The organism is Leisingera sp. F5 (assembly GCF_001593695.1).
On record NZ_LUKH01000008.1, the window covers coordinates 114,519 to 135,789 of the forward strand.

Here is a 21,271-nt window from a genome sequence, read left to right on the forward strand (position 1 = left end):
GCGGGCAGGGGCCTAGGCAAGCCCGTCCTGCATCGGCGGCCAGGGCCGGCCGCCATCCGCTTGGCACCAATCCTTGATCCAGCCGGGCAAATCGGGAGAGGTTTCAGCATCCTGCCCCAATGCCGCCAGAACTTTGGCGGGGGGGACGATGCCATTGCGGTCCGTGACCGCAGTGCGCAGCATCACATGGCTGGCGCAATCGCCGTTTTTCTTCCACATAGACTGTTCGACATAGATGAAACGGTCATCCCAGCCCGCGGCGCGGCTGCGCATTTCGAACCGTTCAAATCCGCGGATGCGGCGCCGGTAGCGCACGGATGAGCCCGCCACAGTCAGGCCCCAACGGTTTTTCTTCAGTGCACTGATCAGTCCCGCCCGCTGTGCCAGCATGGTGCGGCCCAAGTCGTACAGAGTCATGGTGCGGCCGTTGTTCAGCTCCATCCACATGTCCAGATCCCAAGGCCAGCAGATGTGATGCGAGACATGCAGGCCGGTGATCGGCAGCCGTGGCATCCGGCTGGCCAGAACGGTATCCTTGATCAGTCGGAAAAAAGGGTACATGGGCAGGGGCTCCTCATTCGCTTGTGCCCGTGATGCCACCCGTTTACAGCGCGTCAACTGCAACCTCGCGGAAGCCTTGCGCATTTCGCCGTGTCTGCTTACCTGTGAGGCTGTTCGAAAAAGGGAAAAACAGATGGTTTCGCTGTTCCAAATTCTGATGCTGATCCTGGACATTGTCTGGTTCTTCATCATTGCCCATGTGATCATGAGCTGGTTGATCAACTTCCAGGTTCTGAACCTGCACCAGCAGCTGGTGGCACAGATCTGGTACATGCTGAACCGGGTTCTTGAGCCGCTGTACGCTCCGGTGCGCCGGATCATGCCGAACATGGGCGGTATTGACCTGGCGCCGCTGGCGGTGCTGATCGGCGTCTATGCACTGCGCATCATCCTGGTGAACAACGTCTCGGCGTTCTACTGACTTGAACGTGCCAGGCCCGGCGGCTTTCGCCGGGCTTTTGCGCGGCAGCCCTTGCCGCCCTATGCCTCCTGTGGGATTGTGCCTGCCAATACGAGCAGACCACCACTTTGAGGCCCCTTGCCCCCATGACAGCCCCGGCAGCCCTGACAGGCGCGTCCCCGATCCTGCGTGAGATTTTCGGCTTTGACGCCTTCCGCCCCGGGCAGGAGGAGATCGTCAACGCCGTGACCGCAGGCGAAAACGTGCTGGCAATCATGCCCACGGGCGGCGGCAAGTCCCTGTGCTTCCAGCTGCCGGCGCTGCTGCGCGACGGGGTGACCGTGGTGATCTCGCCGCTGATTGCCTTGATGCGCGATCAAGTCCGCGCCCTGCAGGAGGCTGGCGTCACTGCCGGCGCGCTCACCTCCGGCAATACCGAGGAAGAGACCGAAGCGGTTTGGGAGGCGATCGAGGCCGGGCGGCTCAAGCTCCTTTACATGGCGCCTGAACGGCTGGCCTCAGGTGCGGCGATGGGGATGCTGCGCCGGATCGGTGTCAGCCTGATCGCGGTGGACGAGGCGCACTGCGTCAGCCAGTGGGGCCACGACTTCCGCCCCGATTACCTGCGCATCGGCGAGCTGCGCCGCGCCCTGGGCGTGCCGCTGGCCGCCTTCACCGCAACGGCGGACCAGGAAACCCAGGAAGAAATCGTCCAGAAGCTGTTCGACGGTGATGCACCCCGCAGTTTCTTACGCGGCTTTGACCGGCCCAATATCCACCTCGCCTTTGGCGCTAAGGACAGCCCGCGCCGCCAGATCCTGGAGTTCGCTGCCGCCCGCAAAGGCCAGTCCGGCATCGTCTATTGCGGTACCCGCGCCAAGACCGAGGCACTGTCGGCAGCCCTGCGCGAAGGTGGTCATTCCACCTGTTTCTACCACGGCGGCATGGACGCTGAGGACCGCCGCATTGTCGAGACCCGATTTGCCCGAGAGGATGGCTTGATCGTGGTCGCCACCGTGGCCTTTGGCATGGGGATAGACAAACCGGACATCCGCTGGGTTGCCCACGCCGACCTGCCGAAATCCATCGAGGCCTATTACCAGGAAATCGGCCGGGCAGGCCGGGATGGGGCACCTGCGGAAACCCTCACTCTGTTCGGCCCCGATGACATCCGCCTGCGCCGCACTCAGGTGGACGAGGGGCTGGCCCCTCCGGAACGACGCGCCGCCGACCATGCCCGGCTGAACGCTCTGCTCGGCCTGGCCGAGGCGCTGCGCTGCCGCCGTCAGAAGCTGTTGGCCTATTTCGGCGAGGAAGCGGAACCCTGCGGCAATTGCGACCTCTGCGACACGCCGGCGGATGTGTTCGACGGCACCACCGTGGTGCGCAAGGCGCTGTCGGCGGTCCTGCGGACCGAGGAATGGTTCGGCTCCGGCCATCTGATTGACATCCTCTTGGGCACGCAGAACGACCGGGTGCGGGCCAAACGCCATGACGAGCTGTCGGTATTTGGCTGTGGCAAGGAATTCGGCAAGCGCCAATGGCAGGCAGTGTTCCGGCAGATGATGGGCCACGACCTGCTGCGCCCGGACCCCGAACGCCATGGCGCGCTGCGCTTTACCGAGGCCGCCCTGCCAATCCTGCGCGGCGAACAGAGTATCGAGCTGCGCCGTGACACCATCAAGGCGGCGGAGCGCCGCCCGGCAGTCAAGGCGCTGGTGTCGGAAGAGGACGCGCCGCTGCTGTCGGCGCTGAAGGCCAAACGCCGCGCCCTGGCCGAGGCGCAGAAAGTGCCGGCCTATGTGATCTTTCCCGACCGCACCTTGATCGAGATGGCTGAAAGCCGGCCGGAAACGCTGGACCAGATGGCGCGGGTCAATGGCGTCGGTGCCAAGAAGCTGGAACGCTACGGCGACGACTTCCTGAGCGTGATCACCGGCGCCGCCGAACAGCTGCACCCCGCAAGGCGCAAGCTGGCGGGGCGCGGGTCCGGCTCTATGTATGACGGTCTGCTAGAAGCGCAGGCGCAGCTCGCCCGTGGCGATTGCGGCACGTTGAAACCGCTCAGCTGCTCCGCCTCGCTGCTGGCCAAGGTGGCGCAGATGCGCGCAGATGACGAGGCTGGCATCACAAGGCTGTTAGGAGAGCGCCGCGCAGAACGTTTCGCAGCGGCATTTCTGGACGTCCTGCGCGGTGCGGGCTAGGGTCGCGCCAAGAATGTAAGGGGGCAGATATGCTGGTAGTGACCTCTCCGGCCAAGAAGCTGGACTGGACGGAACGGGAGCAGGAGATGACCTGGCCCGCGCTGCATGACGACGCGGTGGAGCTGGCAGAAGCGGCCCGCGAACAATCCGTGGCGGACCTGATGAAGCTGATGCACATCAGCGAGGATCTGGCCAAGCTGAACTATGCACGGTTTCAAGAGTTTTCGGCGGATCCGGCAACTGTGGCCACCCGCCCGGCGGCGCTGGCCTTTGCCGGCGACACCTATCAGGGGCTGGAAGCGTCTTCGCTGGACACCGATGAACTGGCCTGGGCGCAGGAACATTTCCGCATCCTGTCCGGTCTTTATGGCGTTCTGCGCCCGTTGGATGCGATGCAGCCTTACCGGCTGGAAATGGGTTCACGCCTGAAGAATGCGCGCGGCAAAAACCTCTATGAGTTCTGGGGCAGCCGGATTTCAGCTGCGTTGAACGCGCAGGCGGATGCTGTGGACGCCGGCGTGCTGGTGAACTGCGCCAGCCAGGAGTATTTCGGCGCGGTGGATTTGGCGGCGCTGACGCCGCGGGTGGTCACGCCAGTGTTCATGGAAGACAAGAACGGCACCCCCAAGGTGGTGAGTTTCTACGCCAAGCGCGCCCGCGGTGCGATGGCGCGGTTCATTATCCAGAACCGGCTGACAGATGCGGAGAGTCTCAATGAATTCGATGCCGGCGGCTATGTCTTTCAACCAGCAATGTCGGCCCCCGGCAAGCCAGTCTTTTTGCGCGGCGCCTGAGGCAGGCGGAGGGCTCCCGCCCGCTTCGGCACATTCAAAGAATGCACCTTAACGGTTGGGCGTGGCAGCACAAAGGCGCAGCCGGTGCGCCTGCGGGCGCGGGAGAGCTTCGCCGTTGTTTAAGGCAGGCCGGGTGATGGCAAGAGCGTCCGTTGCAAACGGGTGGGACAAGACCCGGAAAAGCCGGATCCTGGCGGCGCCCGGCAACCAGGACCCAGCTAAGCACTATGCGAAGAGCAAAAGCCCAGGCGTACCCTGAGAACAGCTTGTTTCAATGATTGACCGCCATGGCGTGCCGACGGCGGGGAGATCTGCTTATTCAGAGTGCTTGGGCAACAATCGGGGCAGGCGGGCCGTCCGGATCCAAGGCCTGTGTCCCGTCCGGCGCACAGGCGCGGATCTTTTCGTGGATCAGCGCCTTGCGCAGCGGCTTGGTCAGGTAATGGTCCAGGCCGGCCGCGAGAATGCCTTCCGAATCGCCTGCCATTGCATGCGCAGTCAGCGCCACAACCGGGGTATGGCCGCCGGTGTCCGCTTCGATACTGCGGATCTTGGCTGTGGCTTCCTTGCCGTCCATCATTGGCATCGAGATGTCCATGAAAATCAGATCCGGGTGGAATGTCTGGAAGGCTTCGACCGCCTCCAGGCCGTTGCTGGCAAATTTCAACTCTATGTTCAGCTCTTTCACCATTTTTCTGAACACCAGCTGATTGGTCTTGTTGTCCTCTGCCGCAAGCACCCGCATCCGGCGGATTTCCGATTCCGGTTCCGGCGGCGGGCCTGCGGGCGGTTCGGTCTGCGGCGCCTCAAGGCCTGCCAGCGGCGCTGCCGTGTCCACTACTGTGTCAGCCGCCATCAGCGCGTCCTGCAGCGGCGCCTCGCAGCCGGGGCCGGCAGCATTGGCCCCCAGATTGGCTAGCTGGTTGAAAAGATCGTCCCGCGGTGCCGGAGTTTGCAGCACCCCGTCCGCCAGCTGGCGGATTTCCGGATCATTGGCGCCATGCGGGCCGGAATTCAGCATCAGCACCGGCACCCCGCGCCAGGATCCGGATTTCAGATCCTTCGCCAGCTGGACGCCATCCAGCCCAGGCAGGTTATGGCCGCTGATGACCAGATCAATGCTGTTATGCATCGCGGCAAGCGCACCAGCTGCGGTTTCAGCAGTGGTGACCTGAATGCCCAGCATCAGCAGATGCTTTTGCAGGATCTCGCAGTTGAGCGGCGCGTCATCCACAAGCAACACATGGCGCAGCGAGCTGGGCAGCTTCGGCAGAGGCTGCTCTGCTGTTCCTTCAATGGGCAGGGGCAAGCGGAAGCCAAAACAGGAGCCTTTGCCTTCTTCGCTGTCGACCCAGATCTCGCCACCCATCATTTCGATCAGCCGCTTGGAGATCGCCAGCCCCAGCCCTGTGCCTTCAAACTTGCGATTGCGCTCGTCTTCGACCTGATTGAACTCGCCGAATATATGCTCAATCTTCTCTTCAGGGATGCCGATGCCGGTGTCCTCAATCGAGATATGCACCGCGCATTGCTTGTCATCAGGCGACGAAACACCGGTCACCCGCAGAGTCACATGGCCCTCCTTGGTGAACTTCACCGCATTGCCGGCCAGATTGGTCAGCACCTGCCGGATCCGGCCTGGATCGCCGGTAAAGCGGGTTGGCAGGAACAGGTCGTAATCGACCAGCAGCGTCAGCCCCTTGTCCCGCGCTGTGGGCTGCAGCAGCATCACCACCTCGTGCAGGCTGCGCTCCAGGTCAAAGGGTTCGGGATGCAGTTCCAGCTTGTCGGCTTCGATCTTGGAGTAATCCAGCACATCGTTGATGATGACCAGCAGCGCTTCACCCGAGTTTTTGATGGTGTTGGCATAAAGCCGCTGTTCTTCGTCCAGCTCGGTGTCGCTCAGCAGCTCGGCCATGCCCACCACCCCGTTCATCGGGGTGCGGATCTCATGGCTCATATTGGCAAGAAAGGCGGATTTTGCCCGGTTTGCCGCCTCTGCGCGGGCACGGGCGCCGCGCAGGTCCTTTTCGTACCGAACAGTCGAGGTGATATCGAGCGCCAGCGTCACCACGTCGCCGCCATGGCCGCGCTGGTCGATCAGCCGCAGATACCGCTCATCCCACAGCTGGATCACCACCGGATCGGGCGAGGGCGAAAGCCAGCGCTCACTCATCATTTCGCGCCAGGCTTCGGTGCCCAGCTCGCCGGTATTGATCAGCCCCTCATCGGTCAGAAGCTGCAGGATCCGTACATAGGAAATGCCGGGCGAGACCTCTTCCAGCCCGTCGAAGATATTGAGGTAGGCGGTGTTCGCCCCGATCAGGCTGCCATCGGCATCAAAGAACGCAAAGCCGTCCTGAAACGCCTGGATCGAATGCCACAGCCGCCGTTCCGCAGTCTCAACCTTTTCATGCGCGGTATTCAGATCGGATTTCACCTTGGCGTTTTCGTCGCGCACAGTGGCCACTTCGGCCTGGGTCTGGCCGATCTGTTTGGTCAGCGCCAGCGCATGGCGGCCCAGCTTGCGGTTGGCAGCCGACAGCTCGGCCTGCTTCAGCTCAAGCAGCCGTTCGGCGGCCAGCCGGGCCCGTCTTTCTTCCGCTAATTTGCTGGCAAGGGTCATCCCTGCGAACTCCGGCAATACATTAACACGAACAGCGCGCGGCAATTCCGCACGCAGGAGACAGCAGGGCTGCCCTTACGTGTTACGCGGGTGAATCTTGCTATGACGTTAAGCCCGTGCCAGCCTGCGCCCAGTATTGGAGGGTGCCATGCCGCGTCTGTTTGCTTCTGTTCTACTGTATATTATTGCTTTTATTATGTTCCTGCCCGCTGCCTGGGCCGGGCCGGGGGTTCCTGATTTCCGCTACAAGGGGTTTGCCAACACCGATTTTTTCGGCTCGGATCTGCAACCGCTGTTCGACACCGATGCCGAGGCCTGCGCGCGGGCCTGTTCTGCCCAGGCGGATTGCGCGGGCTTTGTGTTCAACCAAAAGGCAAATGCCTGCTTTCCGAAATCAGCGCTGACTCAGCCCAGTCCCTATGAGGGCGCCTATTCTGCGCTCAAACAGCCGGCGCCCGGCGGGCTTCAGGCAGAGGCCGCTGGGCGGGCAAGCCGGCTGGACGCAATCCCGGACCTGGAATTGCAGCGCGCTGCCGGGCTCGCGCAGTCGCTGGGCCTGGCCTATCCGCTGACAACTGAGGACGCGGCCAAGGCGGTCTCGGCAGCCCGTTCGCTGTTCCGCGCCGGGGAGCCGGTCGCGGCGCTGCGCTGGATGGGGCAGGCCGTGGTGCTGACGGATGCCGCTCAGGATTGGACCCGATTCTCGGCCTATTTGCTGCGGGCCGCCAAAGACTCCGGCAATCGCTCCCAGCAGCGCCGTTTCCGGCAGGAGGCTTACTTCGCGGCCCTCAATGGCTACTTGCGGGCGGCGTCCCCGGCAGATCAGGCGCAAGCCCTGCGTCAGGCCGCCGAAGCGGTAGAGGCGCTTGGCCGCGGCCGGGAGATGCTGCCGCTGCTGCGTCTGGCTGACAACATCATTCCGCTCAAGGCAAATGCCGAGCTGATCAACTATGCGATCCGGAAATACGGTTTTCGCGTGACCGGCTCCACGGCCGAAAGCGACAGTGAAGCCCCCCGCATCTGCGCTGAATTCTCCGAAGATCTGGAACAGGCCGGAACCGATTACGAAAACTATGTGCGCTTGGCCGGTAGCAGCCTGGCGGTAACTGCATCCGGGCGGCAGCTGTGTTTTGACGGGGTGGAGCATGGCAAGCGCTACCAGCTGACCCTGCGCCGCGGCCTGCCCTCGGCCAGCGGTGAGCAGCTTTTTAGGGATGTAGAGCTGACTCATTATGTGCGCGACCGTGCGCCCAAAGTCCGCTTCCCGGGCCGCGCCTATATGCTGCCCGCAGGCGGCCCGGCAGCACTGCCTGTGGAAACCGTGAACCTCACAGAACTGGACCTGCGCCTGCGCCGGGTCAGCAGCCGCAACGTGCTGCGCACCCTGCAGGAGGGGTACTTTGCCAAGCCGCTCTCCCAATGGGAGGATAAGCATTTCGCCTCTGATATAGCCGAGGAAATCTGGACTGGCAGCGCCGAAGTAGACACTGCGCTCAATCAAGCAATGACCAGCCGCCTGCCGCTGGAGGATGCGCTGACAGGGCAAAAGAAACCCGGCCTCTATGCCCTCACCGCGCGGATACCCGGGGCCGATCCCTATGACGATGCCGGCGCCACGCAATGGTTCGTGCTGACCACCCTTGGCCTCAGCACTATGTCCGGCAGCGATGGTCTGCATGTGCAGGTCCAGGGCCTGGCAGATGCCAAGCCGCAGGAAGGCGCCACGGTCAGTTTGATTTCCAACGCCAATGAGGTTCTGGCGACTGAAACCAGCGACGCGAGCGGCTATGCGCATTTCGCCCCCGGCCTCATCCGCGGCGCTGGCGGCGCGGCACCAGCGCTGATCACCGCAAAGGCGGGGCAGGGGGATTTCACTTTCCTGCCGCTGAGCGATGCCGCCTTTGATCTGTCGGACCGCGGCGTTGCCGGCCGCCCCGCGCCGGGACCGGTGGATGTGTTCCTTGCCACCACCCGCGGCGCCTTTCGCGCGGGCGAGACCGTGCATGTGACCGCTTTGGCGCGCGACAGCAGGGCGAAAGCGATCGAAGGCTTGCCGCTGACCGCGGTCCTCTTGCGTCCCGACGGCGTGGAATACACCCGCCAGACCTCTGCGGGCGGCCATCAGGGCGGCCATGTCTTTGCCCTTCCCACTGGTCCCGCCGCCCCGCGCGGCACCTGGCGGATCGAGATCAAGAGCAACCTCAAGGCCCCCGCGCTCGCCAGCCGCCAGATCCTGGTCGAGGATTTCCTGCCCGAGCGTATCGATTTCGAACAGCAAGTCGCCAATGCGAACAGCCTCCAGCCCGGCAGCGCGGCCCAGATTGCGCTGCAAGCAGATTACCTTTTCGGCGCCCCCGGCGCGGGGCTTAAGGTCGAGGGCGATATCCGTCTCACCGCCGCCAATACGCTGGACCAATGGTCTGGCTTCCGCTTTGGCCGCTACGATGAAGCCTCCTCTGCCCAGATCGAGTATTTCGGCGGCCAGGAAACCGGCCCCGACGGCAGCGCGTCCTTTGCGGTCAGCCTGCCCAAGACCACCCCGGCAGAGGGTAAGCCGCTGCTGGCTACCCTCACCACCCGCGTTGCCGATGGCTCTGCCCGCCCGGTAGAGCGCTCACAGGAGCTGCCCGTCCGCCCCGCCGGTCCGATCCTTGGCATCAAGCCGCAGTTTGATGAGGTCGCGGCGGAAGGCTCGGAGGCAGGCTTTGACCTGATCGCCCTGTCGCCGGATCTGAAACCGATGCCGATGCGCGTGAAATGGACCCTGAACCGGGTCGAAACGCGCTACCAGTGGTATCAGCTCTACGGCAACTGGAACTGGGAGCCGATCACCCGCCGCACCCGCATCGCTACCGGCGAGGCGCAGCTTGGCAGCGATCCCCTGCCGCTGTCGCAGCCCGTGGACTGGGGCCGCTACGAGCTGGTGGTGGAACGCCTCGACGGCGCCTATGCCTCTGCCGCCTATGACTTCTACGTCGGCTGGTACGCACCCCAAGGCAGCACCGAAACACCGGCCCGGCTGGAACTGTCGCTGGACAGCGAAAGCTACGCCCCCGGCGATACCGCCCGCCTGCGCATGGTGCCGCAGGCTGCGGGCACCGCGCTGATCTCGGTTGTCTCGAACCACTTGATCCACCGCATGGCTGTCGAAGTCCCGGCCGGCGAAGCCGTGATCCCGCTGGAGGTGACGCAGGATTGGGGCAGCGGCGCCTATGTGACCGCGACGGTCATTCAGCCTGTGACTGGCGACCGGGGCCGCACCCCGCTGCGCGCCCTGGGCCTGGCGCACGCCAGCGTCACCCAGCCCGGCCAGCAGCTGGAGGTCTCGATAGACGTCCCCGAGGTGGCCCGCCCCCGCGGCACCCAAATTGCGAAACTCCGTGTCGATGGCGCGGCAAAGGGCGAGGAGGTCTGGCTGACCGTGGCCGCCGTCGACCTCGGCATCCTCAACCTCACCGGCTTCACCAGCCCCGACCCCAGCGCCCACTACTACGGCCAGCGCCGTCTGGGGATGGAGCTGCGCGACGTCTACGGCCGCCTGATCGACCCCGGCAACGGCGCCCTGGGCCGCATCCGCTCCGGCGGCGATGCGGACAGCGGCATGAAGATGCAATCGCCGCCGCCGACGCAGGATCTGGTGGCGCTGTTCTCCGGTCCTCTCAAGGTCGACGAAAATGGCGAGGCGGAGTTCCCAATGCCGCTCCCGGCCTTTAACGGCACCGTGCGGCTGATGGCGGTGGCCTGGTCCGGCCGCGCCGTCGGCCAGGCCGAGGCCGGCATGCTGGTGCGCGACCCGGTGGTGGTCACCACCTCGCTGCCGCGCTTCCTGGCGCCGGGCGATGAAAGCCGCGCCCGCATTGAAATCGTCCATGCCGATGGCCCCGCCGGCGAAATGAAGCTGACCGCCAGCACCGCAGGCGGCCTGACGCTGGGCAATTTGCCCGCCGCCGTCACTCTGGCGGAGCAGGGCAAGACAGTGCTCGAACTCCCGGTCACGGCAGAAAATGTCGGCGACCACGAGCTGACCCTCTCCCTCACCACGCCCGACGGGCAAGAGCTGCAGCAGACCCTGCGGATGCCGGTCCGCGCCAATGATCCGGTGACGTCCGAGACCCGCCGCTTCATCTTGGCTGCTGGTGACACCTTCCTGTTCAGCAAGGACGTCTTCACCGGCCTGCGCCCTGGCACCGCCCGTGCCACCATCTCCTCCGGCCCGCTGGCCAAGTTCGACGTGCCGGGCCTATTGGCGGAACTGGACCAGTACCCCTACGGCTGCACCGAACAGGTTGCGTCCAAGGCGCTGCCGCTGCTCTACCTCAGCAGCGTCGCGCAAGGAGCGGGGCTGGGCAATGGCCCGGCGGTGAATGCGCGCATCAACGCCGCCATCCGCAAGGTGCTGACCCGCCAGGCCCCCAGCGGCGCCTTTGGCCTCTGGCGTGCCGACAGCGGTGAATTCTGGCTCGACGCCTATGCCAGCGACTTCCTCAGCCGCGCCCGCGTGCAAGGATATGAGGTGCCGCAGCAGGCCTTCGCCCAGGCGATGGACAACCTGCGCAACCGCATCAACTACGCCCGGGACTTTGACAGGGGCGGCGAGGAAATCGCCTATGCCCTCTTGGTGCTGGCCCGCGAAGGCGCCGCGCAGATGGGCGACCTGCGCTATTATGCCGATGTGAAGGGCGACGCCTTTGCCACGCCCCTCGCAGCCGCCCAAATGGGCGCAGCGCTTGCGGCCTATGGCGACCAGCGCCGCGCCGACCGGATGTTTGCCCGCGCCGCGCAGATGATCGGCGCTGAAACGCAGGATGAGGCCCGCCTCTGGCGCGCCGACTTCGGCACAAGGCTGCGCGACACTGCCGGTGTTCTGGCGCTGGCGGCGGAGGCAGGGTCAGAGGCTGTGGACCGCGGCCACCTGTCGGCGCGGCTCACCAACGCATCCGGCTACCGCTCCACTCAGGAGTCCGCCTGGACCCTGATGGCGGCCCATGCGCTGGCGCAGAACCCCGAAGACTCGGGCCTGCTGGTCAACGGTCAGCCCGTCCAGGGCCCATTTGTACAGGCCGCAGACGGGCAGGACATGCCGGAACTCGCCCTGACCGCCGCCAGCGGGCGCACCGCGGAAATCACTCTCACCACCCTTGGCGTGCCTGAGGTGCCGCCCGCCGCAAGCGGTTTCGGTTACACGATCGAGCGCAGCTACTTCACGCTCGAGGGCCAGCCGCTGGACGTGCAGTCCGTCAGTGCTGGCGCGCGCTTTGTGGCGGTCCTGCGGGTGAAACCGCATGAGAAAACCGGCGCGAGGCTGATGATCAACGACCCGCTGCCCGCGGGGTTTGAGATCGACAACCCGAACCTCCTGCGTTCCGGCGATCTGCGCGACCTCGACTGGCTGAACCCGGCAGAGGCCGAACACGCAGAGTTCCGCAGCGACCGCTTTCTGGCCGCGGTGAACGTGCGCGATACAGCGCAGGTGACGCTGGCCTATGTGGTTCGCGCGGTCACGCCCGGTGTGTTCCACCATCCGGCGGCCTCGGTCGAGGACATGTATCGCCCCGCCTACCGCGCCCGCACCGGCACCGGGCGCGTGGTCGTGAAGTGAAACGCTGGTGGAAAAGAACGGAGGGCATCGCCCGTCCGCGGGGGGCCGGGTATCGCCCGCCCGAGGGGGTGGGACGGGCGATACCCGGCCTTCGGCCAGGCAAAAGCTGGAAACGGAGTGTTCTATCCTTAGCACTGTTGATTGCAGTGACTTCCGCCGCATGGCGTAGCTTCGACGCTTGGATAGACCATACAGACCTCCCCCTCACCCTCACTGAAACCTCCACCGAAGTCCTCGACCGCAACGGCAAGCTGCTGCGCGCCTACCCCGTGGGTGACGGCCTCCGGCGCCTCGCAGTTCAGCCTGCAGACGTGGACCCGCGCTTCCTCGACATGCTCCTGCGCTACGAGGACAAACGCTTCCGCTCCCACCACGGCGTCGATCCCATCGCCCTCCTGCGTGCCGCGGGCCAGGCGCTGCGGAACGGGCGAACCGTCTCTGGCGGCTCTACCCTCACCATGCAGGTCGCGCGCCTGCTGGAGGACGGTACCACCGGCCGCTGGTCCGGCAAGCTGCGCCAGATGCGGGTAGCGCTGGCGCTGGAACGCCGTCTCAGCAAGGACGAAATCCTCACCCTTTACCTGACCCACGCCCCTTATGGCGGCGCGGCAGAGGGCATCCGCGCGGCAACCTATAGTTGGTTCGGCAAGGAGCCAAAGCGCCTGACCCCGGCAGAGGCCGCTTTGCTGGTTGCCCTGCCGCAATCCCCCGAACGCCACCGCCCGGACCGCTTCCCTGCGGCCGCCAATGAGGCTCGTGATCGGGTGCTGGAACGGATGCAGCACCAGGGCCTCGTCAGCGATGAACAGGCCAAGGCCGCCCGCCGCGCCCCGCTGCCGCACCGCATGGCCGCCTTCCCGCGGCTGGCCCCGCATCTGGCGGACCGGGTGGCGGCGCTGCATCCTGGCAAACGCCAGCTGCGCCTGACCCTCGACGGCGCAGTGCAATCGCGGATGCAGCAGCTGCTGGCAGGGGCTGTGCAGCGCACCGGCCCGCGTCTCTCTGCCGCGCTGATCGCCGCCGACCACCAGACCGGCGAGGTGCTGGCGCTGGCCGGCTCGCCCGGCTATTCCGACGCGGACCGGCGCGGCTTTGTCGACATGACCCAGGCCATCCGTTCCCCTGGCTCGACCCTGAAACCGCTGGTCTACGGCCTTGCCTTCGACCAGGGACTGGCGCACCCGGAAACCCTGATCCACGACGGCCCCGTGAACTTCGCAGGCTACGCGCCGCAGAATTTCGACGGTGAATTCCGCGGCGACATACGCTTGCGCGAAGCACTGCAGCTGTCGCTCAACATTCCCGTCGTAAAGCTGACGCAGGAGCTTGGCCCGGCCCGCGTGATGGCGTCCTTGCGCGCCGGCGGCGCCCAGCCGGAACTCCCCGGCGGTGCACCCGGCCTGGCGCTGTCGCTTGGCGGTGTCGGCATCAGCTTGCAGGACATGGTGCAGCTTTACGCCGGGTTGGCGGCAGGCGGGCGCGGATCAGGGCTGCGGGTGATGCAGGGAGAGGCGCAGAGAACCGCAGGCCGCCTGATCTCGCCCGAGGCCGCCTGGCAGGTCGGTGACATCCTGCGCGGGCTGCCGGTGCCTGCAGGCGCGCGCGCCGGCAGCATCGCCTACAAGACCGGCACTTCCTACGGCCACCGTGATGCCTGGGCCATCGGCTGGGACGGGCGTCATGTAATCGGCGTTTGGATGGGCCGCGCCGATGGTACGCCCGTACCGGGTATCTTTGGCGGCGATCTGGCCGCACCGGTGCTGTTTGAGGCTTTTGGCCGCCTGAAACCCGCGTTCGATCCCTTGCCGCCCCCGCCCCCCGCGACGCTGATCGTCAGCTCCGCCGAACTGCCGCAGCCCTTGCGGCGCTTCCGTCCCCGCGATGCGGCCTTTTCAGAGCCAGCGGATGCGCCGGAGCTGATTTTCCCGCCCAACGGCGCCCGGCTGGCGCTGGGCAGCAGCGGCCTCACCCTGAAATTGCGCGGCGGCACTGCGCCTTTCCTGGTGCTGGCGAATGGAGAGCCGGTGCTTTCGGGGCAAAGGCAGCGAGAATTCTCTGTCCCCTCACCAGGTCCCGGTTTTTCCTCGCTGGTGATTGTCGATGGTGCAGGCCGATCTGACCGGGTTGACCTGCGGATTGACTGATGCAGGCGGATCAATTGACGCGCGGCGTTACCGGGCAGAGGTGTTTCGCTTCGGGCTGTGCCCGAAGCGACCCGCGCCGCGCCTTTGGCGCGGCGCTTGGCCCAACCAGTGCGGTGTCCGCCAGGGCACCGGCAATGGGCGGGAGTGCATTTGTTGCGGCAGACTCAGCGGCGGCCTTCCCGCAGCCAGCCCGCGACGATAAAGAAAGACGCCATCACCAGCGCCAGCCAGCCTGGCAGCAGCGGTCCTTGGCTGACCGAGAGAGTCTCATATGCCGCGCGCGGTGTGAGGCCGATCCAGCCACGCCCCGCCGCCGGGCGCCCGGCCCGCACGCTGCGCAAGGACGGCATCCCGTCCTCCAGCCGCAGCACACCACCGCGCAAAGGTTCCAGCACCGGAGTAAGCACATCGCTGGTGGCAATGGTTTCCTCGAACTCCTTCGGTGCCGCAGGCCCCAGCCCTGCCACTGCCGTCTCGCCACCTTCCTCCAGCCGGTAGAGTCCAGCCTCCGGCCCTTCATAGCGGGCTTCCCACTGGCCCGGCGCGGTCTGGCGCAGCGCCAGCTCCACAGTGGAGCCATCCGGGTTGGTCACCGTCACCGGCCCGGCCTGCCCGGCCAGGGTGCGGCGGAGGATCCGCATCCGCTGGCCCGAGGCTTCGGCCCACAGCGCTTCTTCCTCCAGCTCCGGTTCCTTCATCATCCAATGGGCGAGACGGCGCAGCAGTTCCAGCTGCGGCCCGCCGCCCTCATATCCGCGGCTCCATAGCCAGGCGTGGTCCGACGCCAGCAGCGCCACCCGGCCCTCACCCACCCGGTTCAGCACCAGCAGAGGGCGTTCGTCAGCACCGCTCATCAGCACATGGCCCTCCGGCGTGCGCAGCTCAACCTGGCGCAGCCAGCGGCCCCACTCCTCCGCCCCCTCCAGGCCCGAGGTCACGGGATGCTGCTTGCCCAGATCGGTCACCGTGGGGCGGTAGGCCTCCTCCAGCACCCGCGCCGAAGGTTCCGCTGGCAGGATCAGCGACAGCGGCGAGCGGTAGATGCTGTCGGCGCTGGCAAAATCCGGCCCCGCTGCCACCAGCACCGCACCGCCGCCCACCGCGTAATTGGCCACATTGTCCAGATAGACCGCCGGCAGGATGCCGCGCCGCTTGTAGCGGTCAAAGATGATCAGGTCGAAATCCTCAATCTTCTCCAGAAACAGCTCGCGGGTGGGGAAAGCGATCAGCGATAGCTCCTCCACCGGCACCCCGTCCTGTTTCTCGGGGGGGCGCAGGATGGTGAAATGCACCAGATCTACCGCGCTGTCGGATTTCAAAAGGTTGCGCCAGGTGCGCCCGCCCGCGTGCGGCTCGCCCGAGACCAGCAGCACACGCAGCCGGTCGCGCACCCCGTTGATTTGCACCAGGGCGGTATTGTTGCGCGCGGTCAGCTCGCCCGGCTCTTCCGGCACGCTGAACTGGATCACATTGCGCCCGCCGTGCTGCAGCACCATCGGCAGCTCGAAATCCACACCCACCGGCAGAGCAAAGCGCTGCGGGGCGTCACCGCCGACCGAAATATCCAAATCAACAAAGCCTCCTTGAACCGGCAACGCGCCCTGATCCTCGATCCGAAGCGTCAGCTTCACCGGCTCGCCGATGATGGCAAAGCCGGGGGCGTTTTTCACGATCAGGCGCCGGTCCCAGTCATCCTTGCGGCCGGTCAGCAGCAGATGCATCGGCGCCGGCAGGTTCAGCACCTGATCCGCGTCATGCACCTGCCCGTCGGACAATGCGATGATGCCGGCCACCCGCGCCCGCGGCTCATCTGCCAAGGCCTGCGCGATGGCCGCCATCAGACGGGTGCCCTCGTCGCCTTCGCCATCCGGGACGGTGACCCAGCGCACCTCGGTGCCTGCCCGGGCAGCCAATGCTGCCTTCAGCTGGGTCCTCGCCCGCGCCATCTGCTCCGGGCGGTCGCGCAGCTGCTGGCTGGCGGTCTGGTCCTCAGCCACAATCACGATATCGCTTAAGGGTGCACGGTCCTCGCTCTGATGCACCGGGCCTGCAAGCGCGGCCAGCAGCACAAGCGCTGCCAGGGCGCGCAAGGCCCAGCCCGACAACCCCTTCCAAACACCCAGGATCAGCACCGCCAGGGTTACAGCCCCGGCGGCCCAGATCACGGGCCAGGGCACCAGCGGGTCAAACAGGATTGTCTGTGTCATCGCGGTCCCCTATTGCCCCAGCCGGTCCAGCAGTGCCGGCACATGCACCTGGTCGGATTTGTAGTTGCCGGTCAGCACATGCATCACCAGGTTGACACCGAACCGGAACGCGAGCTCCCGCTGCCGCTCACCGGCATAGCCGCGCCCGACCGGCAGCAGAGGCCGGCCGTTGCCGTCCACCGCCCAGGCCGCCGCCCAGTCGTTGCCGCCGATCACCACCGGCGTCACCCCGTCGTTCAGATTGCGGAACGGAATGCCCTCCGCCTGTTCCGCATCCGGCGGCGCGGCTTCCACCCAAACCGGGCCGCGGCTGTGGCGGCCGGGGAAGGCCTGCAGCAAATAAAAGGCCCGGGTCAGCACGTGGTCCTCCGGCAGCACTTCCAGCGGCGGAATGTCCAGCGGCAAGGCTATCTGTTGCAACCGCCGCGCTGCCGGGCTGGTGGCGCCCGAGGCCGCAAGATCCCCATCGCGGGTGTCAAACAGGATCATCCCGCCGGCGCGCAGATAGGCGTTCAACTTGCCATAGGCCTGGGACGAGGGCAGCGGCTGATCCCGCGTCACCGGCCAATAGAGCAGCGGATAGAACGCCAGCTCATCCCGCTCCAGATCCACGGCTGCCGGGGCAGCAGGCTCGACCGAGGTGCGGAAAAACAGCGTTTCCGTCAATCCGCGCAGGCCAGCCGCTGCGATGCGGTCCACCTCCCGCTCACCCGTCAGCACATGCGCCAGTACCAGTTCCGAGGCCAGCTCTGCCGCCCTGAAATCTTCAGGCGCCGGGGTGTCCTGCGCCCGCAGACCCTGCGGTGCGGCCCATGCCGCCAGCCCCAGTGCTGCTGCCAGCGCGGCAGTCCGGGCGCCGCCCAGCAGGCCGGAGAGTGCCAGCGTGCCCAGCACATCCGCCGCCAGCAGCATCAGCGCCAGTGTCAGCAGTGCGCCGCCCAGCGGCAGCTCCTGCGGTGCGCCGTAGCCGCTGACCGCAACCGAGGCAGGCCAGCGCGCGGCCTGCAGCTCATCGCCGGGGCGCAGCACATTGCGGGCCAGCATCCTGCGCCCGCCATCATAGACACCGGGGCGCAGTTCCGGCCCGGCGGGTGCTGCCACCAGATCCGGGCCTTTGACGCCCGGCAGGGTTTCCGCAGCCGCCAGCCTGCCAAAGCCGTCCAGCACTTCTACCGGGGTCCAGGTTGTGCCCTCCAGGTCCTCTGCCTGCGGTGCCGCGGCAGAGGATGACACCGCAAGCCGCTCCAGCATTGACACAAACAGGCCGGACAGCGGCAGGCTGCTCCATTCCGCATTGGCGGTCACGTGAAACAGAACCACCTGGCCCTGGCCCAGCGGCTTGCGGGTGACCAGCGGGGTGCCGTCCGCCAGCTCTGCAATCACCCGGTCGGTCAGCTGCGGATCGGGTTGCGCCACCACCTGCGAGCTGATCGAGACCTCGCCCGGAACCTCCAGCCCGTAGAAGGGCGAGGTCTCGGCAAATGGCGCCAGTGTTTTGGGCTCGCCCCAGCTCATCGCGCCGCCAATGCTGCGGCCGCCAATGCGCAAACGCACCGGCATCAGGGGTTCTTCGCCGCTGCGGGCGGTGTCGCTGGCGGCCAGCCGCGGTCCGGCAAAGCGCAACAGGAGACCGCCGTTTTCCACCCATTCGATGACCGCCTCTTCCTGCGCGGGCGCCAGCCGCGCCACATCCGCCAGCACGATCACATCCGGGTTGGCAGGCAGCAGATCCGCCAGCGCGCCTTCCAGAAGCTCGGCTGAGGGCGCCAAAGCCTGGCGCAGATAATGCAGCGGTGACAGCAGTGCCAGCGCCTCATCCGCGCTTTCCGAGGAGACCAGCGCCACCTCGCGGCGGCGTAACGAGTCATCGGTCAGCGCCACTGCGCCTGCGGATTTCACATCGCGGATTTCAAACCGCGACAGCCGCGCGCGCAACTCAGCCGGCAGCGACAGCTCAGCCGAGACCGTGCGGGCTCCATCTGCAAACTGCACCGGCAGCGCCGCCAGGCTGCGCGGGGTGCCGCCGGGGTCCTTGCCCTGCGCCACCACCGAAACTTCCTGCGCCGGCCCGGCGCGGCTGCGCTGCACCGTCAGTTCGATCGCGCCGCCGGAATAGCTGGCCGGCAGCAACCCCAGCACCGGCAGCGGCTGCTCATACACTTCGATATCGCCGCGGCGGCCCAGGGCTTCGATCAGGCCCTCGCGGCCTTGGTATTCCAGCCCGTCGCTGAACCAGATGGTGTCAAATCCGCCCTCTGCCTCATCAATCGCGGCCAAGGCCTGCTGCAGCTGATCCGGTCCCGGCTGCCATGGCAGAGGCGCCAGCCCGGCCAGCTGCCGCTGCCAATCGCTGGCAGCGCGGAACTGCAGCATCTCCGGTGCGCTCAGCCGCAGCAGCGCCACCGGGCGTTCTGCCCGGCCTGCTTCCTCCAATTGCGCCGCGGCCTGGGCGCTGGTCTGTTTCCAACCCGCAGCCCCGCCCCAGCTGGCATCCATCACAATCAGCAGCGGCCCGCGGCCGCCGGTCTCCTCGGTGGAGGGATTCAGCACCGGCCCCGCCAGCCCGATGATCGCCGCCGCCACCGCCAGCATCCTCAAGAGCAGCAGCCACCAGGGCGTGCGGTCCGACAGGCTTTCGTCGTCCTTGAGGCCCAAGAGCAGCGTCACCGCCGGAAACGGCTGGCGCTTCGGCGCAGGCGGTACCGCGCGCAGCAGCAGCCACAGCACCGGCAAGGCCAGCAGCCCCAGCAACAGCCAGGGCGCGCTGAAACCGATGCCCGCAATCATTGTCATGGCGCGGTCCGCTCCAATGCGTGATAGAGCCACATCAGCGCGGTCTGCGCCGGGTCTCCCGTGTGATGCTGGCCAAACCGCCAGCCGGCCTCGCGGCATAAGCGCTCCAGCACGGTGCGGTGCTCTGTCAGCCGGTCCAGATAGCGTTCCTGCAGCGCAGAGGCCTTCAATGTTTCATGTGTGACACCGCCATTGATGCTTTCAAACAGGGTGCGCCCCGAGAACGGAAAGGCTTCTTCTGCCGGGTCCAGCACCTGCAACAGCACTCCGCGCACACCGCGCGCGGCAGCCTTAGACAGGGCCTGCTCCATCGGTTCGGACGGTCCCAGGAAATCCGAAATGAACAGGGCGCGGGCATGCGGGATCAGGGCGCGGTCATTGGGCGGCGCGTAATCCTGCTCTGCGTCGTTCGACAACGCCTCGGCCAGGCGCAGGATCTGCACATTGCCGCGCCGGGGCGGCAGGCTGCCGCCGGTCAGGCCCACCCGCTCGCCGCCCTGCACCATCAGCACGGAGGCCGCCAGCGCCAGGAGTCGCGCGCGGTCGATCTTCTGCGGCAGCTTGGGCGAAGACGCAAACCGCATTGAGGCGCCGGTATCCACCCACAGATGCACGGTCTGGGAAATTTGCCACTCGCGCTCGCGGACAAACTGGATGTCGCCGCGGGCCGAACGCCGGTGGTCGATCATCCGGCGGCTGTCACCCGCTTGCGCAGGCCGGTACTGCCAAAAATCATCCCCCGTGCCTGCTCGGCGGCGGCCATGCTCGCCCATCAGGACAGACCCCGCCAGATGCCGCGCCTGCACCAAAAGCGGCGGCAGGGCGCTGGCCTCGGCCTCGGCCCGGTGCCGCAATCCGGTTGCAGCTTCAGAGGCGACAGGCCTTGTCACGCGGCGGCCCCGGTCCGGGCCAGATCCGCAGCGGTTTCCGCGATCAGCGCAGCCAGGCTGTCACCCCGCGCCCTTGCGGCAAAGTTCAGCTGCATCCGGTGGCTCAGCACCGGCTGCGCCATGTCCAGCACGTCCTCGGCATTGGGCGCCAGCCGCCCCTGCAGCAGCGCCCGCGCCCGCACCGCCAGCATTAGCGCCTGCGCCGCCCGCGGACCCGGACCCCAGGCCACGGTCTGCGCCACATGGTCGGACACGCCGGATTCTTCAGGGCGGAAAGCACGCACCAGGTCCAGAATCATCTCTACCACGGACTCCCCCACCGGCATCCGCCGCAGCAGGGTCTGCGCCGCGATCAGCTCAGCCGCGGTAGACACCTGATAGGCCTCGGCCTCTTCGGCGCCTGTGGTGGCCAGCAGAATATCCCTCTCGGTCGCTCGGTCAGGGTAATTGACGTCAATCTGCAGCAGGAACCGGTCCAGCTGCGCTTCGGGCAGGGGATAGGTGCCCTCCTGCTCAATCGGGTTCTGGGTCGCCAGCACGTGGAACGGGGCGCCCAAGCTGCGATCCTCGCCCGCCACCGTCACCATCCGCTCCTGCATCGCCTGCAGCAGCGCCGACTGGGTGCGCGGGCTTGCGCGGTTGATCTCATCCGCCATCAGCAATTGGCAGAACACCGGCCCCGGCACAAACCGGAACGATCGGTGGCCGTCCGCAGCGGTATCCAGAACCTCCGATCCCAGAATATCGGCCGGCATCAGGTCCGGGGTGAATTGAATCCGGCTGCCATCCAGCCCCATCACGGTGCTTAAGGTTTCCACCAGCCGGGTTTTGCCCAGCCCTGGCAGGCCGATCAGCAGCCCGTGGCCGCCGCACAGCAACACCGACAGGGTGAGGTCCACCACCCGCTCCTGTCCGATAAAGCGCTTGGTGATCGACGCGCGCGCTTCTTGCAGCTTGGCTTCCAGCGCTTCGATACCGGCCAGCAGATCGTCCGTTTCAGGCATGACATTCCTCGTTTCCCGGATATATGCTGTCACTCTATCGTGCTGACTG

At 66.3% G+C, this 21,271-nt stretch carries 11 protein-coding genes; 5 read left to right on the top strand and 6 right to left on the bottom strand.

Annotated features, from left to right (window positions below):
- Window positions 1–12 precede the first annotated feature (12 nt).
- Window positions 13–561 (bottom strand): acyl-CoA thioesterase, encoded by a 549-nt coding sequence (locus A2I95_RS06965; protein ID WP_291729067.1) that lies wholly within the window; start codon window positions 559–561, stop codon window positions 13–15.
- A 133-nt stretch (window positions 562–694) separates the two neighbouring features.
- On the opposite strand from A2I95_RS06965, the gene A2I95_RS06970 reads away from it, so the two are divergent.
- The 3 genes from A2I95_RS06970 (at window position 695) to yaaA (ending at window position 3,959) form a co-directional block, all read left to right on the top strand.
- The gene (locus tag A2I95_RS06970; protein ID WP_027256734.1) at window positions 695–982 is read left to right on the top strand and encodes a YggT family protein; all 288 of its coding nucleotides are present in this window, start codon (window positions 695–697) and stop codon (window positions 980–982) included.
- A 125-nt stretch (window positions 983–1,107) separates the two neighbouring features.
- Window positions 1,108–3,165, top strand: coding sequence for a DNA helicase RecQ (recQ, locus tag A2I95_RS06975; RefSeq protein WP_291729068.1), 2,058 nt, complete (start codon window positions 1,108–1,110; stop codon window positions 3,163–3,165).
- A 29-nt stretch (window positions 3,166–3,194) separates the two neighbouring features.
- Window positions 3,195–3,959 carry a peroxide stress protein YaaA gene (gene yaaA / locus A2I95_RS06980; protein WP_291729069.1) on the top strand — a complete coding sequence of 255 codons (765 nt, stop codon included), beginning with the start codon at window positions 3,195–3,197 and terminating at the stop codon, window positions 3,957–3,959.
- A 319-nt stretch (window positions 3,960–4,278) separates the two neighbouring features.
- Here the strand turns inward: yaaA and A2I95_RS06985 are convergent, their stop codons facing one another.
- Window positions 4,279–6,585: a response regulator gene (locus A2I95_RS06985; RefSeq protein WP_291729070.1), complete on the bottom strand. Its 2,307-nt coding sequence runs from the start codon at window positions 6,583–6,585 to the stop codon at window positions 4,279–4,281.
- A 148-nt stretch (window positions 6,586–6,733) separates the two neighbouring features.
- Here A2I95_RS06985 and A2I95_RS06990 point away from each other — a divergent pair, with 148 nt between their 5' ends.
- The gene (locus tag A2I95_RS06990) at window positions 6,734–12,184 is read left to right on the top strand and encodes an alpha-2-macroglobulin family protein (protein WP_291729071.1); all 5,451 of its coding nucleotides are present in this window, start codon (window positions 6,734–6,736) and stop codon (window positions 12,182–12,184) included.
- A 146-nt stretch (window positions 12,185–12,330) separates the two neighbouring features.
- Window positions 12,331–14,328 (top strand): penicillin-binding protein 1C, encoded by a 1,998-nt coding sequence (pbpC, locus tag A2I95_RS06995; RefSeq protein WP_291729072.1) that lies wholly within the window; start codon window positions 12,331–12,333, stop codon window positions 14,326–14,328.
- Window positions 14,329–14,492: 164 nt separating this feature from the next.
- Here pbpC and A2I95_RS07000 read toward each other — a convergent pair whose 3' ends face one another.
- From A2I95_RS07000 to A2I95_RS07015, 4 genes are read right to left on the bottom strand one after another with little or no spacing between them, the layout of a single operon-like run.
- The gene (locus A2I95_RS07000; protein ID WP_291729073.1) at window positions 14,493–16,535 is read right to left on the bottom strand and encodes a hypothetical protein; all 2,043 of its coding nucleotides are present in this window, start codon (window positions 16,533–16,535) and stop codon (window positions 14,493–14,495) included.
- Between the two features lie 9 nt (window positions 16,536–16,544).
- Entirely contained in the window at window positions 16,545–19,328 is a 2,784-nt protein-coding gene (locus A2I95_RS07005; RefSeq protein ID WP_291729074.1) for a DUF4159 domain-containing protein, read from the bottom strand.
- A complete protein-coding gene (locus A2I95_RS07010; RefSeq protein WP_291729075.1) occupies window positions 19,325–20,218 on the bottom strand; it encodes a DUF58 domain-containing protein in 894 nt (297 codons plus the stop codon). The genes A2I95_RS07005 and A2I95_RS07010 overlap by 4 nt, the downstream gene beginning before the upstream one ends.
- Window positions 20,215–21,222: a MoxR family ATPase gene (locus tag A2I95_RS07015; RefSeq protein WP_291729076.1), complete on the bottom strand. Its 1,008-nt coding sequence runs from the start codon at window positions 21,220–21,222 to the stop codon at window positions 20,215–20,217. The genes A2I95_RS07010 and A2I95_RS07015 overlap by 4 nt, the downstream gene beginning before the upstream one ends.
- Window positions 21,223–21,271 lie beyond the last annotated feature (49 nt).